General features: G+C 65.4%; 18 protein-coding genes. 17 read left to right on the top strand and 1 reads right to left on the bottom strand.

Annotation, left to right across the window (positions count from 1 at the left end):
- Positions 1–129 precede the first annotated feature (129 nt).
- The 15 genes from DFR48_RS11725 (at position 130) to DFR48_RS11655 (ending at position 16919) form a co-directional block, all read left to right on the top strand.
- Positions 130–1131, top strand: coding sequence for a Gfo/Idh/MocA family protein (locus DFR48_RS11725; protein WP_114363342.1), 1002 nt, complete (start codon positions 130–132; stop codon positions 1129–1131).
- Positions 1128–2699: an acyl CoA:acetate/3-ketoacid CoA transferase gene (locus tag DFR48_RS11720; protein WP_114363341.1), complete on the top strand. Its 1572-nt coding sequence runs from the start codon at positions 1128–1130 to the stop codon at positions 2697–2699. Before DFR48_RS11725 ends, DFR48_RS11720 begins: the two co-directional genes overlap by 4 nt.
- The gene (locus DFR48_RS11715; protein WP_114363554.1) at positions 2696–3463 is read left to right on the top strand and encodes an enoyl-CoA hydratase/isomerase family protein; all 768 of its coding nucleotides are present in this window, start codon (positions 2696–2698) and stop codon (positions 3461–3463) included. The genes DFR48_RS11720 and DFR48_RS11715 overlap by 4 nt, the downstream gene beginning before the upstream one ends.
- Positions 3464–3474: 11 nt before the next feature.
- The gene (locus tag DFR48_RS11710; RefSeq protein ID WP_425359252.1) at positions 3475–4989 is read left to right on the top strand and encodes an aldehyde dehydrogenase family protein; all 1515 of its coding nucleotides are present in this window, start codon (positions 3475–3477) and stop codon (positions 4987–4989) included.
- Between the two features lie 47 nt (positions 4990–5036).
- Complete coding sequence (locus tag DFR48_RS11705) at positions 5037–6290, top strand: ABC transporter substrate-binding protein (RefSeq protein WP_114363339.1); 1254 nt, start codon at positions 5037–5039, stop codon at positions 6288–6290.
- A gap of 97 nt (positions 6291–6387) precedes the next feature.
- On the top strand, positions 6388–7281 hold the full coding sequence (locus tag DFR48_RS11700; protein WP_114363338.1) for a carbohydrate ABC transporter permease: 894 nt from the start codon (positions 6388–6390) through the stop codon (positions 7279–7281).
- A complete protein-coding gene (locus DFR48_RS11695; protein ID WP_114363337.1) occupies positions 7281–8159 on the top strand; it encodes a carbohydrate ABC transporter permease in 879 nt (292 codons plus the stop codon). The genes DFR48_RS11700 and DFR48_RS11695 overlap by 1 nt, the downstream gene beginning before the upstream one ends.
- A 4-nt stretch (positions 8160–8163) precedes the next feature.
- On the top strand, positions 8164–9276 hold the full coding sequence (locus DFR48_RS11690; RefSeq protein WP_114363336.1) for an ABC transporter ATP-binding protein: 1113 nt from the start codon (positions 8164–8166) through the stop codon (positions 9274–9276).
- Positions 9273–10796 (top strand): FAD-dependent oxidoreductase, encoded by a 1524-nt coding sequence (locus DFR48_RS11685; protein WP_114363335.1) that lies wholly within the window; start codon positions 9273–9275, stop codon positions 10794–10796. The genes DFR48_RS11690 and DFR48_RS11685 overlap by 4 nt, the downstream gene beginning before the upstream one ends.
- Entirely contained in the window at positions 10793–11551 is a 759-nt protein-coding gene (locus DFR48_RS11680) for a 3-ketoacyl-ACP reductase (protein WP_114363334.1), read from the top strand. Before DFR48_RS11685 ends, DFR48_RS11680 begins: the two co-directional genes overlap by 4 nt.
- Before the next feature lie 9 nt (positions 11552–11560).
- On the top strand, positions 11561–13147 hold the full coding sequence (locus DFR48_RS11675; RefSeq protein WP_114363333.1) for a GMC family oxidoreductase: 1587 nt from the start codon (positions 11561–11563) through the stop codon (positions 13145–13147).
- Between the two features lie 3 nt (positions 13148–13150).
- Positions 13151–13465 (top strand): Dabb family protein, encoded by a 315-nt coding sequence (locus DFR48_RS11670; protein ID WP_114363332.1) that lies wholly within the window; start codon positions 13151–13153, stop codon positions 13463–13465.
- Positions 13466–13470: 5 nt separating this feature from the next.
- On the top strand, positions 13471–14640 hold the full coding sequence (locus DFR48_RS11665) for a dihydrodipicolinate synthase family protein (RefSeq protein WP_170141870.1): 1170 nt from the start codon (positions 13471–13473) through the stop codon (positions 14638–14640).
- A gap of 6 nt (positions 14641–14646) precedes the next feature.
- Complete coding sequence (locus tag DFR48_RS11660; RefSeq protein WP_114363330.1) at positions 14647–15663, top strand: LacI family DNA-binding transcriptional regulator; 1017 nt, start codon at positions 14647–14649, stop codon at positions 15661–15663.
- Positions 15660–16919, top strand: coding sequence for a glycerate kinase type-2 family protein (locus tag DFR48_RS11655; RefSeq protein ID WP_114363329.1), 1260 nt, complete (start codon positions 15660–15662; stop codon positions 16917–16919). The genes DFR48_RS11660 and DFR48_RS11655 overlap by 4 nt, the downstream gene beginning before the upstream one ends.
- 2 nt (positions 16920–16921) lie before the next feature.
- Here DFR48_RS11655 and DFR48_RS11650 read toward each other — a convergent pair whose 3' ends face one another.
- Complete coding sequence (locus DFR48_RS11650) at positions 16922–17911, bottom strand: helix-turn-helix transcriptional regulator (protein WP_114363328.1); 990 nt, start codon at positions 17909–17911, stop codon at positions 16922–16924.
- A 184-nt stretch (positions 17912–18095) separates the two neighbouring features.
- On the opposite strand from DFR48_RS11650, the gene DFR48_RS11645 reads away from it, so the two are divergent.
- Both DFR48_RS11645 and DFR48_RS11640 read left to right on the top strand, forming a co-directional pair.
- The gene (locus DFR48_RS11645) at positions 18096–20231 is read left to right on the top strand and encodes a TonB-dependent siderophore receptor (RefSeq protein WP_170141855.1); all 2136 of its coding nucleotides are present in this window, start codon (positions 18096–18098) and stop codon (positions 20229–20231) included.
- A 31-nt stretch (positions 20232–20262) separates the two neighbouring features.
- Entirely contained in the window at positions 20263–20958 is a 696-nt protein-coding gene (locus DFR48_RS11640; RefSeq protein WP_210205982.1) for an O-methyltransferase, read from the top strand.
- Positions 20959–20960: the final 2 nt, after the last annotated feature.

Raw genomic sequence — 20960 nt, 5'->3', positions numbered from 1 at the left:
TCGAGCCCGACGAGCGGCGAACCTCCTGATACAATCGCTACCTCGTTCGTACGATTTTCCTCGTTGACAAGATTTGGAACGTTCCATATAGAAATTGGAACGATCTAAACTCGATCATGGAGGACGGAGATGCGCTGGGCGCTGATCGGGGCGAGCACCATCGCCGCGCAGTATATGATCCGGGCTTTGCGGGCCGAGGGCGGCGAGATTGTCCGCGTGGTGAGCGCATCGGCCGAGCGCGGTGCCGCCTTTGCCGCAACCCATGCCATTCCTCTTTCCGGCGCAAGTGTCGAAGAGGCGGTGGCCGATCCCGACGTCGACGCCGTCTACATCTCCACCACCAACGAGAAACATCTGCCTCAGGCCTTGGCTGCGATTGCGGCAGGCAAGTACGTTCTCTGCGAAAAGCCGCTGGCGATGTCGATTGCCGACGCCGGCTCGATGGTCCGCGCGGCGGAGAAGCGGGGCGTTGTCTTCGCCACCAACCATCATCTTCGCTGCTCGGGCAGCCACCGCGCCGTCCAGTCCCTGATCCGCGACGGGCGGATCGGCCGGGTGTTGTCGCTGCGGCTCCATCACGCCGTCCACCTGCCGGAGAACCTGCAGGGGTGGCGCATCAATTCTCCCGCGGCCGGCGGCGGCGTCATCCCGGACATTACCGTGCATGATGCGGATGTCGTCCGCTTCCTCACGGGCGAGGATCCGAAGACGGTGGTCGCCCGGATGGCCGCATCGGGGCTTGGACAGGGTGTCGAGGATTCCGTCATGTCCGCCTGGACGATGCCGTCCGGGGCGATGGTGATGAGCCACGAGAGCTTCACTCATCCCTTCGCCGGAACCGGCCTCGAGGTGCACGGCACCGAAGGCTCCATCTTCGCCAGGGGTGTGATGACGCAGAATCCGGTGGGCGAGATCGAACTCGTGACCGCGGCCGGCCGAGAACCGGTCGCCTACGATCCCCACGATCTTTACGGCGAGGCGGTTCGGCGCTTCCATGCGGCTGTCGCTGGCCATGGCGGGCCGGCCGCGACCGGTTGGGATGGCGTCAAATCGCTTGCGGTCGCGCTTGCCGTTCGCGAGGCCGCGCTGACGGGTGCCGCTGTCGACGTCGACTATGGGGGTGCCAAATGAGCAAGCTCGTTTCGGCGGCAGAAGCCGTTGCGCGCATTCCCGACGGGGCGGTGGTCACCGTTTCGTCTTCCTCCGCCCTCGGCTGCCCCGATCTCGTTCTGGAAGCGCTCGGAAAACGCTTCGACGACGAGGGCCATCCGCGCGGCCTGACCATGCTGCATCCGATCGCGGCCGGCGACATGTACGGCGTCAAGGGCATCGACCACATCGCCAGGGACGGCCTGATCAGCCGCGTTCTCGCCGGCTCCTACCCATCCGGCCCGTCGAGCCTGCCGATGCCCGAGATCTGGAAGATGATCGTCGAGGATCGCATCGAGGCCTACAACGTGCCCTCCGGCATCATGTTCGACATGCACCGCGAGGCGGCCGCCCGCAGGCCGGGTGTCCTCACCCGTATCGGTCTCGACACCTTCGTCGATCCGCGGCGCGAGGGTTGCGCCATGAACGCGAAGGCCGCCGCCCGACCGATCGTCGCGCGGGTGGAGTTTGCGGGCGAAACCTGGCTGCATTTTCCGAATATCGTGCCGGACGTCTGCATCCTGCGGGCGACGACGGCCGACGAGCGCGGCAACCTCACCTACGAGCACGAGGGCGCCTATCTCGGCGGCCTGGAACAGGCGATTGCCGTGCGCAACCACGGTGGCGTCGTGATCGCGCAGGTGCAGCGCATGACGGCTGCCGGCAGTCTCCGGCCGCACGACGTGCGGGTACCGGGTCACCTCGTCGACCTCGTGGTTATCGATCCAGACCAGAAGCAGACCTGCGAGACGCCTTACGATCCGGCGATCTCCGGCCAGATCATGCGGCCGTGGTCGAGCTTCAAACTCGCCGAGCACGGTGTCGAGAAGGTGATCGCGCGCCGGGCCGCATTCGAGCTGAAGCGTGGCATGACCGCCAATCTCGGCTTCGGCATCAGCGCGCAGGTGCCGCGCATCCTGCTCGAGGAGGGCCATCCTGACGCGGTGACCTGGGCGATCGAGCAGGGTGCCGTCGGCGGCATGCCGCTCACCGACTTCGCCTTCGGCTGTGCCTCGAATGCCGATGGTTTCGTGCCCTCGCCGCAGCAGTTCATCTACTTCCAGGGCGGCGGTTTCGACGTGTCGTTCCTCTCCTTCCTCGAGGTCGATGTCGAGGGTAATGTCAACGTCTCCAAGCTCGGCAAGAAACCCTATCTCACGGCGGGCTGCGGCGGCTTCGTCGACATCACCGCGCAGGCGCGCAAGATCGTCTTTTCCGGCTGGTTCGAGGCGGGTGCGGAGGTGCAGTTCACCGGAGAGGGCATCCGTGTCGCCAAACCCGGCAAGTTCACCAAGATGGTGGAGAAGGTCGAGCACGTGACGTTTTCCGGCCGGCGCGCGCGCGCCGAGGGACAGGACGTGCTCTATGTCACCGAGCGTTGTGTCATGCGGCTGACCGGGGACGGCCTCGTCGCCACCGAGATCATGCCCGGCATCGAGCCGGAGCGGGACATCGTCAACGCCTCGCAAGGACGTGTCCGGGTCGCGCCGGATGCGGTGACGATCGACCGCAAGCTGCTGTCCGAGGCGCCGATGGGGTGGACGCCATGAGTACGGTTCATCTCGATATCCACGGCCGGCTCGCGGAGATCCGGCTCGACAATCCCGCCAAGCTCAACGCCTTCACCGTCGCGATGCTGCAGGAACTCGCCGGGCATCTCGACACCGTCGAGTGCCGGACGGACATCACCTGCCTGATGGTGACGGCGGAAGGGGAGCGGGCCTTCTGCGCCGGTGCGGACATCAATGCCTGGGGCGACCTTTCGCCGGCGGAGTTCGCCCGCCACTGGGTCCGCGACGGACACCGGATCTTCGACCGTCTCGCGCGGTTCTCAAAACCCGTCATCGGCGTGATTTCCGGCCATGCCTTCGGCGGCGGGCTGGAACTTGCGGCGGCCTGCGACATCCGCGTGATGGCGCCGAAGGCGACGCTCGCCCTTCCCGAGGCGCATGTCGGCATCGTGCCGGGCTGGTCGGGCACGCAGCGGCTTGCCCGTCTGCTGCCGGAAGCTGTCATCAAGGAAATGGCGCTCTTCGGGCGGCGCATCGGTGCCGAGCGCGCCCTGCAGCTCGGTTTCGTCGCGGAGATCGCCGATGATCCTCGCCAGGCGGCCGTCGAGATCGCCGCAAAGGTCGCGGAGCTCTCGCCGCGGGCCGTCGAGGTCGCCAAGTTTATGATCCATGCCGGCTGCGGCGAGGATCGGGCGGCAATGATCGAGGCGCTCGGAAGCGCTGCGATCGCGGCCAGCGCCGACCGCAACGAAGGTGTTGCGGCCTTCCGCGACAAACGCAAACCGGTCTTTTCGGGAGAGTGACCATGAGCGACATGACCATGACCGCCGCCGTCGAGGCAGCCCTGCCGAAAGCCCCCTTCGAGGGCCGGCACCTGATCGACGGCATCTGGAGAGAGAGCCACGACGGCGAGACCTTCGACCGGATCTCGCCCTCGCACGGCATTCTCGTCAGCCGCTCCGCCCGCGCCGGCCGGGTAGAGACGGAAGCCGCGATCGAGGCGGCGCGCAAGGCCTTCGACGACGGGCGCTGGAGCCGCATCTCCGGCAAGGCACGCGCGATGTTTCTGCTCAAGGTCGCCGACCGGATCGAAGCCAATGTCGAGCGGATGGCTCTCCTCGAGACGCTCGAAAGCGGAAAGCCGATCAGTCAGGCGCGCGGCGAGATTGCCGGCGCGGCCGATCTCTGGCGCTATGCGGCGTCGCTCGCCCGCACGATGTACGGCGACAGCCACAATTCGCTCGGCGAAGACATGCTCGCCATGGTGCTGAAGGAGCCGATCGGGGTCGTTTCGATCATCACGCCGTGGAACTTTCCCTTCTGGATCCTGAGCCAGAAGCTGCCCTTCGCGCTTGCCGCCGGCTGCACCTGCGTCATCAAGCCGTCGGAGATGACGCCGTCGACGACGGTCATCCTCGGCGAACTTCTGCTTCAGGCCGGGTTGCCGGCGGGCGTCGTCAATATCGTGCTCGGCTTCGGCCAGCCGGTCGGCGCGCTGATGGCCGAGCATCCGGATGTCGACATGGTGAGCTTCACCGGCTCGACCGCTGTCGGCAAGGCGATCGCGGCGGCCGCTTCTGCAACACTGAAGAAGGTGGCGCTCGAACTCGGTGGCAAGAACCCGCAGGTCGTGTTTCCGGATGCCGACCTCGAAAGTGCCGCCGACGCGATCACCTTCGGCGTCTATTTCAACGCCGGCGAATGCTGCAATTCCGGCAGCCGCATCATCGTCCACGAGGATATTGCCGAGGCGCTCGTCGAGAAGGTCGTCGCGCTTTCGAAGAAGGTGGCATTCGGTGATCCGCTCAACCCCGAAACGCAGGTTGGCGCGATCATCTCGCAGGCCCACCAGGAGAAGATCGCCGGCTATGTTGCGGATGCGCTGGCGGCGGGAGCAAGCCTCAAGCTCGGGGGCGCGCCTGTTTCGCATCCCGGCCTGCCGGGCCGGTTCTTCGCGCCGACCGTGGTTATCGGCGTGACCGCCGACATGGCGATTGCGCGCGAGGAGGTCTTCGGGCCGGTGCTCTCGGTGCTCACCTTCCGCACGCTCGACGAGGCGATTGCGCTGACCAACGACGCCGCCTACGGTCTTTCGGCCGGCGTGTGGAGCGAGAATGTCCACACCTGCCTTGCCTTCGCGCGCCGCGCCGAGGCCGGCACGGTCTGGACCAACACCTGGATGGACGGTTTCCCCGAAGTCACCTTCGGCGGCTACAAGCAGAGCGGTCAGGGAAGAGAAAACGGCCGCTACGGTCTCGAGGAATTCCTCGAGATCAAGTCGGTCGTCATGCGGGTCGGGCGCACGCGGGCGAACTGGGTCCGCGGCTGACAGATCTTTGGAATCGATGAAAGCAACGCATAACACAGGAGGAGAACATGCGTAGCCTTTTCAAGACATTGCTGGTCACTGGTACCGTGCTGGCAGGAACTGCGACATTGTCCCATGCCACCGATGTAGAGGTATTGCACTGGTGGACCTCGGGCGGCGAGGCGGCCGCTCTCAACGTCCTGAAGGAAGACCTCGCCGGCAAGGGCATCGGCTGGGTCGACATGCCGGTGGCCGGCGGCGGCGGCGAAGCGGCAATGACCGCCCTTCGTGCCCGTGTGACGGCCGGTGATCCGCCGACCGCCGTGCAGATGCTCGGCTTCGACATTCTCGACTGGGCCGAACAGGGTGCTCTCGGCAACCTCGACGAGGTGGCGACCGCCGAAGGCTGGGACAAGGTCGTCCCGGAAGCCCTGCAGAAGTTCTCGAAGTATGACGGTCACTGGATCGCGGCCCCGGTCAACGTCCATTCGACCAACTGGGTCTGGATCAACAAGTCAGCACTCGATGCGGCCGGCGGCAAGGCGCCGGAAAGCTGGGACGAGCTGGTCGCCGTGCTCGACAAGATGAAGGCGAACGGCATCACCCCGCTCGCCCATGGCGGACAGCCCTGGCAGGATGCGACCGTGTTCGACGGTGTCGTTCTCTCGAAGGGCACCGACTTCTACAAGAAGGCCTTCGTCGACCTCGACGAGGAAACGCTCGGCGGCGCCGACATGGCCGATGCCTTCGACCGGCTGATGAAGCTCAGGACCTATGCCGACGACAACTTCTCCGGCCGCGACTGGAACCTCGCCTCCGCGATGGTGATCGACGGCAAGGCCGGCATGCAGATGATGGGCGACTGGGCCAAGGGCGAATTCCTGAAGGCCGGCAAGAAGCCGGGTGCGGATTTTGTCTGCATCCGCTTCCCGGGAACGCAAGGTTCGGTCACCTTCAACTCCGACCAGTTCGCCATGTTCAACGTCTCGGGTGACGACAAGGTCAAGGCCCAGATGGCGATGGCCTCCTCGATCGAGAGCCCGAAATTCCAGTCGGCCTTCAACGTCGTCAAGGGTTCGGTGCCGGCTCGCACCGACGTACCGGACGCTGATTTCGACGATTGCGGCAAGAAGGGCATGAAGGATCTGGCGGAGGCGAGCTCCGGCGGCACGCTGTTCGGCTCGATGGCCCACGGCCATGCGGCGCCGGCCGCGGTCAAGAACGCTGTCTACGACGTCGTCACCAAGGCCTTCAACGGTGGCTACAAGGACGGTGCGGAAGCGGCAAAGGCGCTCGCCGACGCGGTTGCGGCGACCAAGTAACCGCAGATGCCGGGCGGCGGCTGCCGCCGCCCGGTCATTCGCCGGCGACGCAGAGAGGGCTCGCCCGGCATGATCGACAGGGACAGGGAGGAGACCCATGACAAGCTCAACGCGGGCCGATATGCGCACGCGCCTACAGGACTGGCTGCCGAAGGTGGTGCTCGCACCCTCCCTCGCGGTGACGCTGGTCTTCGTCTACGGTTTCATCCTGTTCACCATCTTCCTCTCCTTCACCGGATCGAAGATGCTGCCGCTCTATACCTTCGTGGGTCTCAGCAACTACACGCGGCTCTGGGCGCTCGAAAACTGGCACATCGCGATCGTCAACATCGCGATCTTCGCGAGCCTCTACATCGTCATCTGCACGGTGCTCGGCCTCGGTCTTGCAATCTTCCTCGACCAGAAGATCCGCGGCGAGGGGTTCCTGCGTCCGATCTACCTCTACCCGATGGCGCTCTCCTTCATCGTCACCGGCACGGCATGGAAATGGTTTCTCGATCCCGGCATTGGGCTCGAGCGGATCATGCGGCTCTGGGGCTGGGAGAGCTTCACCTTCACCTGGATCAAGGACAATGACATGGCGATCTACACGATCGTGATCGCGGCGGTCTGGCAGACCAGTGGCTTCGTCATGGCCATGTTCCTCGCCGGGCTTCGCGGGATCGACAACGAAATCCTGAAGGCCGCCCAGATCGACGGCGCCTCCAGCCTGCAGCTCTATCGCCGCATCGTGATCCCGCTCCTGAGGCCCGCCTTCCTTTCGGCCTTCGTCATCCTCAGCCATCTGGCGATCAAGTCTTACGACCTCGTGATCGCGCTGACCGGCGGCGGTCCCGGCCGGGCGACCGAAATGCCCGCGACCTTCATGTATTCCTACACGTTCACCCGCAACCAGATGGGCATCGGCGCGGCCTCCGCGGTCATCATGCTGATGACGATTGCCGCGATCATGGTTCCCTATCTCTATGCCGAGCTGAAGGAGAAGCACTGATGTCTGCCGTCAGCCAGGACACCGCGGTCAGGACCGGCCGCGTCGCCCGTACCTTCATCTACCTCGTGCTGCTTCTCTTTGCGCTCTTCTACCTGTTGCCGCTCTATGTCATGGGCATCAACTCGCTGAAGCCGCTCCCGGAGATCACCGGCGGCAACATGATGGCGTTGCCTCGGACCTGGACGCTGGAGGCCTGGAAATCCGCCTGGTCGACCGCACAGATCGGCGTCTCGCCAACCGGCCTCAAGCCCTATTTCCTGAATTCCATCCTGATGGTGGTCCCCGCCGTCGCGATCTCCACCATCGTCGGCGCGCTGAACGGCTACGTGCTCACCAAGTGGCGGTTCAGATACGACACGATCATCTTCGGGCTGATGCTGTTTTCCTGCTTCATCCCGTTCCAGATCGTGCTGATCCCGATGGCGCTCGTGCTCGGCAAGCTGGGGCTCGCCGGCTCGGTGCCGGGTCTCATTCTCGTCCATGTGGTCTACGGCATCGGGTTCACGACGCTCTACTACCGCAACTACTACGCTACCTTCCCGACGGAACTCGTCAAGGCGGCCCAGATCGACGGCGCGGGCTTCTTCCGTATCTTCTGGCGCATCCTGTTGCCGGTTTCCGGGCCGATCACCGTGGTTTCCGTGATCTGGCAGTTCACCAACATCTGGAACGACTTCCTGTTCGGCGTTTCCTTCGGCGGCACCAGCCAGCCGATGACGGCGGCGCTCAACAATCTGGTGCAGTCGTCGACCGGCGTGAAGGAATACAACGTCCACTTCGCCGGCGCGATCCTGGCCGCTCTTCCCACCCTCTTCGTCTACATCGTCGCCGGCCGCTATTTCGTGCGCGGGCTGATGGCGGGCTCAGTCAAAGGATAAGAACATGGGCTTTCTCGACATCAACAACGTCACCAAGTCCTACGGACAGCTCGAGGTGCTCCATCGCGTCGACATCTCCGTCGAAGAAGGCGAATTCCTCGTGCTGGTCGGACCGTCCGGCTGCGGCAAGTCCACCCTTCTCGGCATGATCGCCGGCCTCGAGAACATCTCCTCGGGCGAGATCGCCATCAGGGGCCGGGTGGTCAACGGCGTGCATCCTTCGAAGCGCAACATCGCGATGGTGTTCCAGTCCTACGCGCTCTATCCCAACATGACGGTCGGCCAGAACATCACCTTCGGGCTGGAAATGCACGGCGTGCCGAAGCCCGAGCGGGAGAAGGCGCTCACCGAGGTTGCCAGGCTCCTGCAGATCGACCATCTGGTCGACCGCAAACCGGGCCAGCTCTCCGGCGGGCAGCGGCAGCGTGTCGCCATGGGCCGCGCACTGGTGCGCGACCCGGACGTCTTCCTGTTCGACGAGCCGCTTTCCAACCTCGACGCCAAGCTGCGCGTCGACATGCGCACCGAGATCAAGAAGCTGCACGAGAAGCTGAAGACGACGATCGTCTACGTCACCCACGACCAGATCGAGGCGATGACGCTTTCGACCCGGATCGCGGTGATGAACAAGGGCTATATCCAGCAGCTCGGAACGCCGAAGGAGATCTACGACACGCCGGCCAACGTCTTCGTCGCGACCTTCATGGGAAGCCCGGCAATGAACGTGCTGCCGGCCCGCGTCGTCGTCCGTGACGGAGCGCCGCATGCCGCAGTCACGGATGGAGAGGGCGGCGAGCAACACCTGCGTTTCAGCCAGCAGAACCTCGTTGCCTGGGATGGCAGGGAAATCCTCCTCGGCATCCGGCCGGAAGCGATCACCGATCCGGAGGGTGCCGACCGCAAGTCGTCGAACATCGTCGGCCTCAAGAACCGGGTCGTCGTCACAGAGCCGGCGGGCTCCGACACCTTCGTCACCATGACGCTGGGCGGCAAGGATGTGATCGGCCGCATGCGTGCCGATACCGACATTCATGCCGGTCAGGTCTTCGACTTTGCCGTCAACATGGAAAAGGCCGTCGCCTTCGATCCGAAGACGGAAGAACGCATCCGGCCATGAACGCTCCCGATACAATCCCGGATGTCGTCCCCGACATCATCATTGTCGGCTCGGGCATGGGCGGCGCCACACTCGCGGCCGCGCTTTCGCCGAGCGGCCGGCGGATCCTCATCATCGAGAAGGGGGAACGGCTGACGCCGTCTGCGGCCGACCGCGACCCGGAGGAAATCTTCGGGAGAGCGCGGTTCCGGCCGAAGGAAACGTGGCTGGACGGGGAGGGGCGTCCCTTCAATCCGGGCAACTACTACTATGTCGGGGGCAATTCCAAGTTCTACGGCGCCGTTCTCATCCGCTATCGCCTCGAGGATTTTTCACCGCTGCGCCATATGGGCGGAACGACGCCGGGCTGGCCGATCGGCTATGACGACCTCGAACCCTTCTACCAGGAGGCGGAGACGCTCTTTCAGGTGCGGGGTGCGCTCGGTGATGATCCGACGGAACCCTCTCACTCCGGCCAATACGCCTATCTCCCGGTTCCCGATGAGCCTGCGATTGCCGATCTTCGCCGGCGGCTCGGCCGGGTCGGCCTGCACCCGGCCTCGCTGCCGCTCGGGGTCGACATCGAGCGCTGGCTCGCCGGCGGCCGGACGACCTGGGATGCCTTTCCGGACACCTGCGGCGGCAAGATGGACGCCGAGACGGCCTGCCTGTCGAAGGCCTTGCAGCACCCGAACGTCACGCTGCTGACGGGTTGCGAGGCAAGGCGTCTGCTTGCGTCCGAAGACGGCCGCATCACCGGCGTCGAGGTCGAGGCGGGCGGCGAACGCGAGGTGATCACGGCGCCGCTCGTGGTTCTTGCGGCCGGCGCGGTCCGCTCGGCGGCGCTTCTCCTGGCGTCCGCCGACAGCCGCCATCCGAACGGGCTTGCGAACTCTTCCGACCAGGTCGGGCGCAACTTCATGAACCACAACTGCTCGGCGGTGCTTGCGCTCAATCCGCTCCGCCGCAACCCGTCGGTTTACCAGAAGACCCTGCTGGTCAACGATTTCTACCTCACCGGCGGGCCGCATGGCGAGCCGCTCGGCAACATCCAGCTGCTCGGCAAGATCACCGGTCCGATCCTTGCGGCGAGCTCGCCCCTGCCGCGGCGGCTCGCGCACTGGATCGCCGCCCGGTCGATCGATCTCTACGCGATGTCCGAGGATCTGCCCAATCCCGAAAGTCGGGTGAGCCTGAAGGACGGGCAAATCGTGCTCGACTGGAAGCGCTCCAATTGGGAAGCGCATCTGGCGCTCGTCGCGCGTCTCAAGGCGCTCTTGCGCAAGGCTGGCTATCCGGTGGTGCTGTCACGGGCCTTCGACCGGCGCACGCCGTCCCACCAGTGCGGGACGGCACGCATGGGAGCCGATCCGCGGACGAGTGTCGTCGACAGCTATGGCCGCAGCCACGATCACGGCAACCTCTTCGTCGTCGACGCGTCGGTCCTGCCCACTTCGGCGGCCGTCAATCCGGCACTCACCATCGCCGCGCTTGCGCTCAGGGCTGCAAGGCACATCACCAAAACGGAGTTCCAGCAGTGACACGGCTCGCACTCATCACCGGCGGACAGCAGGGTATCGGCCTCGGCATTGCAGAGGCCCTGGTCGGCGCCGGCTTCCGCGTGGCGCTGGTATCGCGTTCGGAGGCGGACACCCCGCAGGTCGGGACCGCGCTCGAAAGGCTCGGGGACAGGGCGCGCTATTTCCGGCACGACCTGCAGGAGATCGACAGGGTCGGCACCGTGCTCGACGCGATCGAAGGCGAGATGGGACCGGTAACGACGCTTGTCTCGAATGCCGGCGTACCGGCGAAGGTGCGCGGCGACATGCTCGATCTTTCCCCGGAGAGCTTCGATTTCGTCCTCGGCGTCAATCTGCGCGGCGCCTTCTTCTTCGCCCAGGAGGTCGCCCGCCGCATGGTCGCCCGACCTTCCGACGTCTACCGTTCGTTGATCTTCGTCACGTCGGTCAGCGCCGCCATGGCGTCGATCGAACGGGCCGAATACTGCATCTCGAAGGCAGGGGCGGCGATGATGGCGGAACTCTTCGCCGTTCGCCTGGCGCCGCACGGCATCGGCGTGTTCGAGCTTCGGCCCGGCATCATCGCAACCGAGATGACCGCCGGCGTGAAGGACAAGTACACCGCCCGGATCGAAGGGGGGCTCGTGCCCGCACAGCGCTGGGGGCAGCCCGAAGACATCGGCCGGGTGGTGGTTCCGATGGCCGAGGGAAACCTCGCTTTCGCCAGCGGCGCTATCGTTCCCGTCGACGGCGGCCTTTCGATCCCGCGCCTGTAGGAGCATCGTATGCAGACGTCCTATGATTTCATCGTCGTCGGGGGAGGCTCGGCCGGTTCGGTGCTCGCCGCGCGGCTCTCGGAGAACCCGCAAACGCGCGTTCTGCTGCTCGAGGCCGGCGGTCGCGACTGGCATCCCTTCTATCACCTGCCGGCGGGCTTTGCCAAAATGACCAAGGGCATCGGCAGCTGGGGCTGGCAGACAGTGCCGCAGCGGCACATGAAGGACATGGTGATCCGCTATACGCAGGCAAAGGTGCTTGGCGGCGGGTCGACCATCAACGCCCAGATCTACACCCGCGGCAATGCGCTCGACTACGACGGCTGGCGGCAGGCGGGTTGCGAGGGGTGGGCCTACGATGACGTGTTGCCCTATTTCCGCAAGGCCGAGGACAACGACACCTACGACAACCGCTATCACGGCAAGGGCGGACCTCTGGGGGTGAGCAAACCGGCCGCACCCCTGCCGATCTGCGAGGCCTATTTCAAGGCAGCGGGCGAACTCGGTATTCCCTTCAACCCCGACATGACCGGCGAAAAGCAGGACGGCGTCGGCTACTATCAGCTCACCCAGCGCAACGTCCGCCGTTCGTCCGCCTCGATTGCCTACCTCAACCCGGCGCGCGGCCGCAGGAACCTGACGATCCGGACCGGGGCGCAGGTCCTGAAGGTCGTCGTCGAGAAGGGGCGCGCCGTCGGCGTCGACCTTGCGGGCGAGGGCATCGTCCGCACCGAGCGGGAGGTCATCCTCTCCTCCGGTGCGATCGGTAGCCCGCGGCTGCTGATGCTCTCCGGCATCGGACCGGCCGATCATCTGAAATCCGTGGGCGTGCCCGTCGTCTTGGACCAGCCGGGCGTCGGATCCAATCTCCAGGATCACCTCGACCTCTTCGTGATCGCCGAGTGCACCGGACCCCACACCTACGACCGCTACGCCAAGCCGCACCTCTCGGTTCTGGCCGGGCTTCAGTACATCCTCTCGCGGACCGGGCCGGTGGCCTCGAGCCTCTTCGAGACCGGCGGTTTCTGGTATGCCGACCCGGAGGCACGCTCGCCGGACATCCAGTTCCATCTCGGCCTCGGCTCCGGCATCGAGGCCGGCGTGGCGGCAATGGAAAATGGCGGGGTAACGCTCAACTCCGCCTATCTGCGGCCACGCTCCCGCGGCACGGTGCGGCTTGCCTCGGCCGATCCGCTTGCCGCGCCGCTCATCGATCCGAACTACTGGGAAGACCCTTACGACCGCGAGATGTCGATCCGCGGCCTGAAGCTCGCCCGCGAGATCATGCGGCAGGATGCGTTGAAGCCTTTCGTCAAGGCGGAGCGGCTGCCCGGTCCCGACGTTTCGACCGACGAGGACTATTTCAACTACGCCTGCGCGCACGCCAAGACCGATCATCATCCGGCGGGCACTTGCCGTATGGGCTCCGATCCCGCCGCCGTCGTCGATCCGCGCCTCAGGTTCAACGGCATCGACGGCCTGCGTGTGGTCGACGCCTCGATCATGCCGGCCGTCGTCTCCTCGAACACCAACGCGCCGACGATCATGATTGCCGAAAAGGCCGCCGACATGATCCGCGCCGACCATGGAGTGTGACCGATGATCCGCCATATCGTGCTCGTCCGGTTTCGCGCGGATGTCGATGAAGCGACGATCCGCGCCCTTTTCGAGGAGCTTCACGCCATCGAAGGCAGGATCGACGGCCTGCTTTCCATCACCTCCGGCCGCAGCGAGAGCCCGGAAAAGATCGAGCGGGGCTACATGCACGGCTTCGTTGCCGATTTCGCCGACTGGCCGGCGCTCGAAGCCTATCAGGCCCATCCCGATCACCAGCGCTTCGGCGCCCGGCTGGTTGCCCATGCAGAGGGCGGCCTCGACGGGATCCTCGTGTTCGACCTGCCGGTTCAAAACTGAAGGACATCACCATGATACGTTTGCCCACCGAGGATTGCCGGATAGAGGACTACACGCTCACCGGCGCGCCGCTCACGCCACGCGCGCCTTCCCGTCCGTTGACCCGCACCGCCTTCGCCGCGGCGCATGTCGTGTCGGACCCGCTGCGGGAGCGCAATCCATGGGATACGAGGCCTGCAGTCGATTGGGAGGCGACGCTCGCCTTCCGTCAGGGGCTCTGGAACCAGGGGCTCGGCCTTGCCGAAGCCATGGATACCGCCCAGCGCGGCATGGGTGTCGACTGGCAGACGGCGCGCGAACTGATCGAGCGCACCATGGCCGCGGCCCGGTCGCATCCGATGAAACCGCGGGTTGCCTGCGGTGCGGGCACCGATCACGTGGCCCCGCAGGATCTGCGCGACGCGGGCGCGATCCTCGCTGCCTACGAACATCAGGCGGAGGCGATCGAGGCCGTCGACGGACAGCTGATCCTGATGGCCTCGCGCGCCTTCCCGGCAATCGGCGCTGGGCCGGAGGTTTACCGCTCGGTCTATCGCAAGCTGATCGACGGGGCGGCAGCGCCCGTCATCCTGCACTGGCTCGGCGACATGTTCGATCCTGCGCTCAAGGGCTATTGGGGCAGCGAGGACGTCGCGACCGCCAGCGACTTCGTCCTCGCGCTGATTTCCGAAAACCCGGCCAAGGTCGATGGCATCAAGATCTCCCTGCTCGACCAGGCGCACGAGGAGGCCTTCCGCGCCCGCCTCCCCGAGGGCGTGCGGCTCTATACCGGCGACGACTTCAACTATGCCGATCTGATTGCCGGCGACGGCAAGCACTACTCCCATGCGCTGCTCGGGATCTTCGCGGCGATCGCGCCGGCGGCCTCGCAGGCCCTCGATGCGCTGGCCGGCGGCGACCTTCAGACCTACCATCGCCTGCTGGCACCGACGGTGCCCTTGAGCCGCGAGATCTTTCGCGCGCCGACGCGCTTCTACAAGGCGGGCATCGCCTTTCTCGCATGGCTCAATGGCTACCAGAAGCACTTCATCATGCCGGCCGGTTTCCAGTCGAGCCGCGACATTGTCCACTACAGCGCGGTCTTCCGCCTCGCCGACCAGGCAAACCTGCTTGCCGACCCCGAGCTTGCCGTGAGAAGGATGCGTCTCCTGCTGGAGATCAACGGAGTCGAATGAGCGGTAATGGAGCGTAGGCCGACAATCGTGGATGTGGCGCGCGTCGCCGGCGTGTCGAAGTCGACCGTCAGCCTCGTGCTGCAGAACAGCCCGCTGGTCAAGGAGGAAACGCGCCACGCGGTACGCGAGGCCATGGACCGGATCGGCTATGTCTACAACCGCGCCGCCGCCAACCTGCGCACCTCCAATGTCGGCCTGATCGGCCTCGTCATCAACGATCTCCGCAACCCGTTCTTCACCGAGTTCGCGACCTCGCTGCAGATGGCGCTGTCGGCCCGCGGCTATGCGACCGTGCTTGCCAATACCGACGAGGACCCGCGCATCCAGGCGCAGGTGGTCGCGGCGATGATCGAGCATGGGGTGTCGGCTCTCGTCGTCTCGCCGGCCTATGACGACGACGCCTCGACGTTCGAGGCGATCGCGCGGGCCGGCATCCCGACCATGCAGGTGCTGCGCAAGGTCAATCCGCGCGTCGATCTCTTTCCGTTTGCGGCACCGGACTACAGGAACGGAAGCCTGCTCGCGACGCGGCATCTGCTCGGCTTCTCGCCGCGCCGGATCGCCTTCGTCGGCGGCTTGCCGGACCGGACGGTCACGCAGGAGCGCATGGCCGGCTATCTCCAGGCACTGGAGGAGGCCGGCATGGAACCGTTTGTCGTCTCGGGACGCGCGAGCCGCGCCTTCGGGCGCGAGGCGGCCGTCACGCTGACGCGCGACCACCCGGACGTGGACGCTGCGATCTGCTTCAACGACCTCGTCGCGCTCGGCATGCTGTCGGGCTTCGCCCAGATCGGCAGGAGCATCGGCAGCGCATTTCGTATCGTCGGCTTCGACGATATCGAGGAATGCAGCCAGGTCTACCCGACGCTGTCGACCGTCCGGTGCGGGATCGCCGACTTCGGCCGGCAGATCGCCGAAACGGTCCTCGCATGGCTGGAGGAGAACCACCCCCCTCTGCCGGAGCGATTGACCCCCGTCGAGCTCGTCATCCGGGAGACCAGCGGGAGGGGGCCAGAGGCATGATCAACGATCCGGACCGCTTCCTGCGGCAGCTTTTCGACCGGGCGGTCGAAGTCGCAGACCCGATGCGTTCGCTCAAGGCTTTCCTGCCGCCGAAACCCGAAGGGCGGGTGATCGTCGTCGGCGCCGGCAAGGCGAGCGCGCGGATGGCTGAGGCCGTCGAGGCGGAATGGGGTCCTTGCGAGGGTCTGGTCATCACACGCTACGGCTATGCGAGGCCCTGCCGGGGGATCGAAATCGTCGAGGCCGCCCATCCGGTGCCGGATGAGGCGGGGCTCGTAGCAACCCGCCGCATGCTGGATCTGCTTGCGGCTGCAAAGGAGGGCGATTTCGTGCTGGCGCTGATTTCCGGCGGGGCCTCGGCTCTTCTGGTGCAGCCTGTCGAGGGCGTTTCCCTTGCCGACAAGCAGGCGGTCAACGCGGCGCTTCTTGCTTCCGGCGCGCCGATCGACCGGATGAACACGGTGCGCAAGCACCTGAGCCGGGTAAAGGGCGGCCAGCTCGCCGCGGCCGCCTATCCGGCGCGGATGCTGGCGCTCATGATCTCCGACGTACCGGGCGACGATCCGGCCTTCATCGGCTCGGGCCCGACGGTCGGTGACGCGTCGACCCGCGAGGAGGCGCTCGATGTGCTCAGCCGATGGAAGGTCGAGGTCCCGGAGAGCGTGCGGGCTGCGCTTCGCCGCCCGGGCGGGGTCGTGCCGCCGGGCGATCCGAGGCTCTCCCGGGTGGAGAACATCATCTATGCCGCCCCTCGGCAATCGCTGAATGCGGCGACGGCGCTCGCCGGGCAGGCCGGCTGTGCCGTTCACATGCTGGGCGACAGCCTCGAAGGCGAGGCGCGCGAGGTGGCCGCCGCCCAGGCAGAGCAGGCTCTTGCCATAAAGGCGGGGATGAAGCCCGGCGATCCTCCGGCACTGTTGCTTTCCGGCGGCGAACTCACCGTGACGCGGCGAGGCAAGGGCGTCGGCGGACCGAACGCTGAATTCTGCCTGGCACTGGCACTGGCGCTGAACGGCGCCAAAGCCATTCATGCGATCGCCTGCGATACCGACGGCGTCGACGGAGCAGCGGAGGTGGCAGGCGCCATCGTCCGTCCCGACACGCTTGCCCGCGCACAGTCTCTCGGTCTCGATCCTGAAAAGGCGCTGGCAGAGAATGACGCGCACAGCTTCTTCGGGGCGATCGACGGGCAGGTGGTGACCGGGCCGACGCTGACCAACGTCAATGATTTCCGTGCTGTCTTGATTCAGGCCTGATGCTAGCCGCGCACGGCCTTCGGCGGGACGCCGAATTCACGCCTGAAGGCGGTGGAGAAATTCGCCGGGCTCGAATAACCGGCAAGATGAGCGGCGCGGGCGATCTGCAGACCGTCGTTCTCGATGGCGTGCCGCGCCTGCCTGAGCTTCGTCGTGCGCACGAAGCTGGCTGTGCCGACGGTGCGCCCGCGACGTATCAGGCGGTGCAGCGTGTTGACGCTGACCGACAGATGGGCGGCGATCTCCTCGGCGGACGGCATGCGGCCCGTGCAGTCGCGAATATAGTCTTCCGCTTCTGCGAGCTTCCTTTCTTCCGATGCTCTCAGCGCCGCGACCGGCGCTCCGGCGTCCGCATTGCCGCCGGCGATGAGCTTGAAGCACTCGTGAATGACGGCGAGGGTCTGGGCTTCAAGGAAGAGATGGCGGAGGCACGCCTCTTCCTCTGGGGGCGACATGATCCGGTTCGCCAGCTTCAGGAGGGCGGGCGTCGGTTGCCATGACAGTAGCTCGAACTCGGACCGGGCAAAGCGCTCGATCGCGCCGGCGGAGCGGTCCGCGAACATGTCGCCGGCCGCCAGCCATTCCGGTTCGATCCTGATCTTCAGCTTGCGGATGTGATTGCCGGCGCTGGTGTGATTGCGGAAGCGTTCCTCCTGGCGATTGGCGAGCATGCAGGCTGCCGGGATCCAGCGCGAGGAGGGCGGGATCTGCTGCGGGGAGGGCAGGCGCCGGTTGCCGATCTCGGCATCGACCTTTCCCTCGAAGAAGAACTTGATCGACATGTGGGGCCTTATCTCGGTTTCGGCGGTCAAGTCGCAGAGACTGACGACGTCCGAGACGTGCACGCTCAGCCCCCGTCGGAGTTCGATGTCGCAGAACCGGCCGCGCATCAGAGAAGAATCGGTTCCGGGGTCGTGCTCGACCAGCGAGACGGTCCGGTTCTGCCGCCGCAGGCGGTCGATGAAGTCGCCGGTCCGGATGATCTCGCCCATGGCGCCCTCCAGGAAGGATGGGTTTCGAATTCGCAAAAGAAATTTCGCGGTGCGCAAAAGACCTCGGCATTGGTCGGCACAGGTCCTTGCTATATAGAAAACATGAGTAAAGCAATCATGTTAAATTGACATTCGCGGAGGCATTGTGAAAGTCCGGGTTATGCATTGGGGGTTCAGGGGATCGGTGAGCACGCTGGCGGTCCTGGCCGCGTTTTCCGCGGTGGCTCAGGATTCGACCGTTCTCGAGGAAATCGTGGTCACCCAGAAAGGCGACCAGGCCGACAGAAGCGGCAACACGTTCGTCGCCAAGAGCGCGCGCACGGCGACAAAGACGGGGACGCCCCTCATCAAGACGCCCCAGGCGGTCTCCGTGGTGACGAAGACGCAGTTCGAACAGCAGGGTGCTGCGACTGCGGCACAGGCCCTGCGCTACACGCCGGGCGTCACGCCCGACATCCGCAACAACGACCGCTACGACATCGTGCCCGTGCGCGGCATGGGCATGGCCAATTATCAGAACTTCATCGGCTATCTCGACGGCCTGCGCATGCAGCGCGGCCTTTCCTTCTCCCAGCCGACCGTCGACCTTTTTGATGTCGAGCGCATCGACGTCGTGCGGGGGCCGTCCTCCGTGCTCTACGGGCAGATGGCGCCGGGCGGCTTCGTCAATCTGGTCTCGAAGCACCCGACCGAGGACCCTTACCACGAGGCCGGGATGACGATCGGGACGGATCGGTATGTCAAGGCGACGCTGGACCTCGGCGGCCCGGTCGCCGGCAGCGACGTCTTCTTCTACCGGCTGGCGGCCTCCGGCCGCTACAACGAGACGAACATGGATGACGTGACCTCGAAGCGGTTTTCGGTTTCTCCCTCGCTGCTGATCAAGCCGGAGGAAGGCACCAGCCTCACTTTTCTGTTCAACTATACCGACGATCCGGCGAGCGCCTATCCGGCCGGCCTGCCGGCCGCCGGCACCGCCTATGCAAACGGCAGCTATCCGGACATTCCCTACGACTTCAATGTCGGTGATCCGGACTTCGACAGCTTCGAACGTCGGACGACGCGCGTCGGCTACGAGTTCGAGCATGAACTGAACGACTACCTGACCTTCCGTCAGAACCTGCGCTACATGCATGTCGAGAGCGAGCATATCGGCCTCAGCGGGCGCTCGATGAGCGGAACCACGATCACCCGGCTGGCTTCCCATCTCCAGGAAGAGGTCGACACCTTCGTCGTCGACAATCAGTTGCAGGCCGACTTCGAGACCGGACCGCTGGCCCACACGCTGCTCTTCGGCCTCGACTATCAATATGCCGATGCCGACCGGCTGATGGGGACCGGGCCGGCACCGTCGATCGACTACCTCAACCCGGTCTATGGCGCCGCGATTGCCGTCCCGGCCTTCACCTCCGACACCCGGCAGCTGACGAGCCAGACCGGCCTCTACGCGCAGGACCAGATCGAGTTCGGCAAGCTCAATGTGACGCTCGGCGGACGCTACGACAGCTACGACATCCAGACCGACACGACGACGCTTGCAACTGACGTCACCACATCGACGGAGCAGGACAGTCATGCGTTTACCGGCAGGGTCGGAGCAGCCTATCTCTTCGATTCGGGCATTGCACCCTATGTGAGTTATGCCACCTCGTTCGAGCCGCCGACCGGACTCGGCTACAGCACGGCCGGCGGCGTCGCCCTCGATCCCGTGGAGGGCCGGCAGATCGAAGCCGGCGTCAAGTACCAGCCGGAAGGCTCGGACAGCTACCTCGCGGCCTCGGTCTACCACCTCGTCCAGTCCAACATGACGACCTCGGATGCCGCCCATCCCGGCTATTACCTGCAGGTCGCGGAGGTGACCACGACGGGCGTGGAGCTCGAAGCCAAGCTGGCATTCGATGCCGGCTGGGATGTCACGGCGGCCTATACCCACATGGACGCCGAGATGACCGAGAACGCGACCGCGGCCTATGTCGGCAACCGGCCTTATGCCGTGCCGGAGGACGCTGCTTCGCTCTGGGTCCATTACAGCGTCCAGGACGGAGCGTTCGAAGGCCTCGGGCTCGGCGCAGGCGTGCGTTATGTCGGGTCGACTTACGGCGACGAGGCCAACAGCTTCAAGGTGTCGGCCTTCACGCTCTTCGACGCGGCGCTCGACTACGATTTCGGCCGCCGCAATCCCGACCTTGCGGGGCTGAGCCTGAACGTCGCGGCCAGCAACATCTTCAACAAGGAATACGTGTCGAGCTGCAGTTCGACGACGGCCTGCTTCTACGGCAGCACCCGCACCGTCTACGCCACGCTGAAATACAAGTGGTGAGCGGCGAGCAAGAACGAAAATGGAGAGCAGAATGCCGAAGATCCCGGACCAGCAGATCCGCCAGTACGTCATCGATTGCGGCACGCGCCAGACGCCGCTCCTCAGAAGGTTGCGGGAACAGACGCTGGCACTTGCCGAGGGGCACATGATGACCACCCCGGCCGCCGGTCAGTTGCTCGCGCTTCTGGCGCGAAGCATAGGAGCCCGACGCGTGCTCGAAATCGGCACCTTCACCGGATATAGCGCCCTTTGTGTCGCAGACGTCCTGCCGGAGGACGGCATCCTCGTCGCCTGCGACGCCAGCGAGGAATGGACGGCGGTCGCCAGATCCTACTGGAGGGAGGCCGGTCTCGACGACCGGATCGAGCTGCGTCTCGGGGATGCCACCCGCACCTTGGAGGGGATCCTGGCGGAGGAAGGCGGCGCCGGCTTCGACTTCGCCTTCATCGATGCCGACAAGGAAAGCTACGACGCCTATTACGAACTTTGCCTGAAGCTCGTGCGGCCGGGCGGCCTGATCTGCTTCGACAACATGTTCTGGGGGCGCTCCGTGGCCGACCCGGAGGACATGCGGCCGGAAACGGTGGCGCTTCGCAGCCTCAATCTCAAGATCCAGTCCGACGATCGGGTGGACATGTCGCTCGTGCCGCTCGGCGACGGCATGACCTTCATCCGTCCGCGGACGCGCGCCGGCGAACGGGTGACGGCCGTTGGCGTCGCTGCCTGAAG

Source organism: Ciceribacter lividus, assembly GCF_003337715.1.
In the GTDB taxonomy this organism is placed as follows: domain Bacteria; phylum Pseudomonadota; class Alphaproteobacteria; order Rhizobiales; family Rhizobiaceae; genus Allorhizobium; species Allorhizobium lividum.
This window is presented reverse-complemented; position numbering and strand designations above follow the sequence as displayed.

What these genes read in the sequence shown, in the direction of transcription:
- DFR48_RS11720 (WP_114363341.1), top strand. Translation starts at nt 1,128, where the DNA reads ATGAGCAAGCTCGTTTCGGCGGCAGAAGCCGTTGCGCGCATTCCCGAC.
- DFR48_RS11685 (WP_114363335.1), top strand. Translation starts at nt 9,273, where the DNA reads ATGAACGCTCCCGATACAATCCCGGATGTCGTCCCCGACATCATCATT.
- DFR48_RS11695 (WP_114363337.1), top strand. Translation starts at nt 7,281, where the DNA reads ATGTCTGCCGTCAGCCAGGACACCGCGGTCAGGACCGGCCGCGTCGCC.
- DFR48_RS11670 (WP_114363332.1), top strand. Translation starts at nt 13,151, where the DNA reads ATGATCCGCCATATCGTGCTCGTCCGGTTTCGCGCGGATGTCGATGAA.
- DFR48_RS11710 (WP_425359252.1), top strand. Translation starts at nt 3,475, where the DNA reads ATGACCATGACCGCCGCCGTCGAGGCAGCCCTGCCGAAAGCCCCCTTC.
- DFR48_RS11650 (WP_114363328.1), bottom strand. Translation starts at nt 17,911, where the DNA reads ATGGGCGAGATCATCCGGACCGGCGACTTCATCGACCGCCTGCGGCGG.
- DFR48_RS11660 (WP_114363330.1), top strand. Translation starts at nt 14,647, where the DNA reads ATGGAGCGTAGGCCGACAATCGTGGATGTGGCGCGCGTCGCCGGCGTG.
- DFR48_RS11725 (WP_114363342.1), top strand. Translation starts at nt 130, where the DNA reads ATGCGCTGGGCGCTGATCGGGGCGAGCACCATCGCCGCGCAGTATATG.
- DFR48_RS11640 (WP_210205982.1), top strand. Translation starts at nt 20,263, where the DNA reads ATGCCGAAGATCCCGGACCAGCAGATCCGCCAGTACGTCATCGATTGC.
- DFR48_RS11690 (WP_114363336.1), top strand. Translation starts at nt 8,164, where the DNA reads ATGGGCTTTCTCGACATCAACAACGTCACCAAGTCCTACGGACAGCTC.
- DFR48_RS11700 (WP_114363338.1), top strand. Translation starts at nt 6,388, where the DNA reads ATGACAAGCTCAACGCGGGCCGATATGCGCACGCGCCTACAGGACTGG.
- DFR48_RS11705 (WP_114363339.1), top strand. Translation starts at nt 5,037, where the DNA reads ATGCGTAGCCTTTTCAAGACATTGCTGGTCACTGGTACCGTGCTGGCA.
- DFR48_RS11675 (WP_114363333.1), top strand. Translation starts at nt 11,561, where the DNA reads ATGCAGACGTCCTATGATTTCATCGTCGTCGGGGGAGGCTCGGCCGGT.
- DFR48_RS11655 (WP_114363329.1), top strand. Translation starts at nt 15,660, where the DNA reads ATGATCAACGATCCGGACCGCTTCCTGCGGCAGCTTTTCGACCGGGCG.
- DFR48_RS11715 (WP_114363554.1), top strand. Translation starts at nt 2,696, where the DNA reads ATGAGTACGGTTCATCTCGATATCCACGGCCGGCTCGCGGAGATCCGG.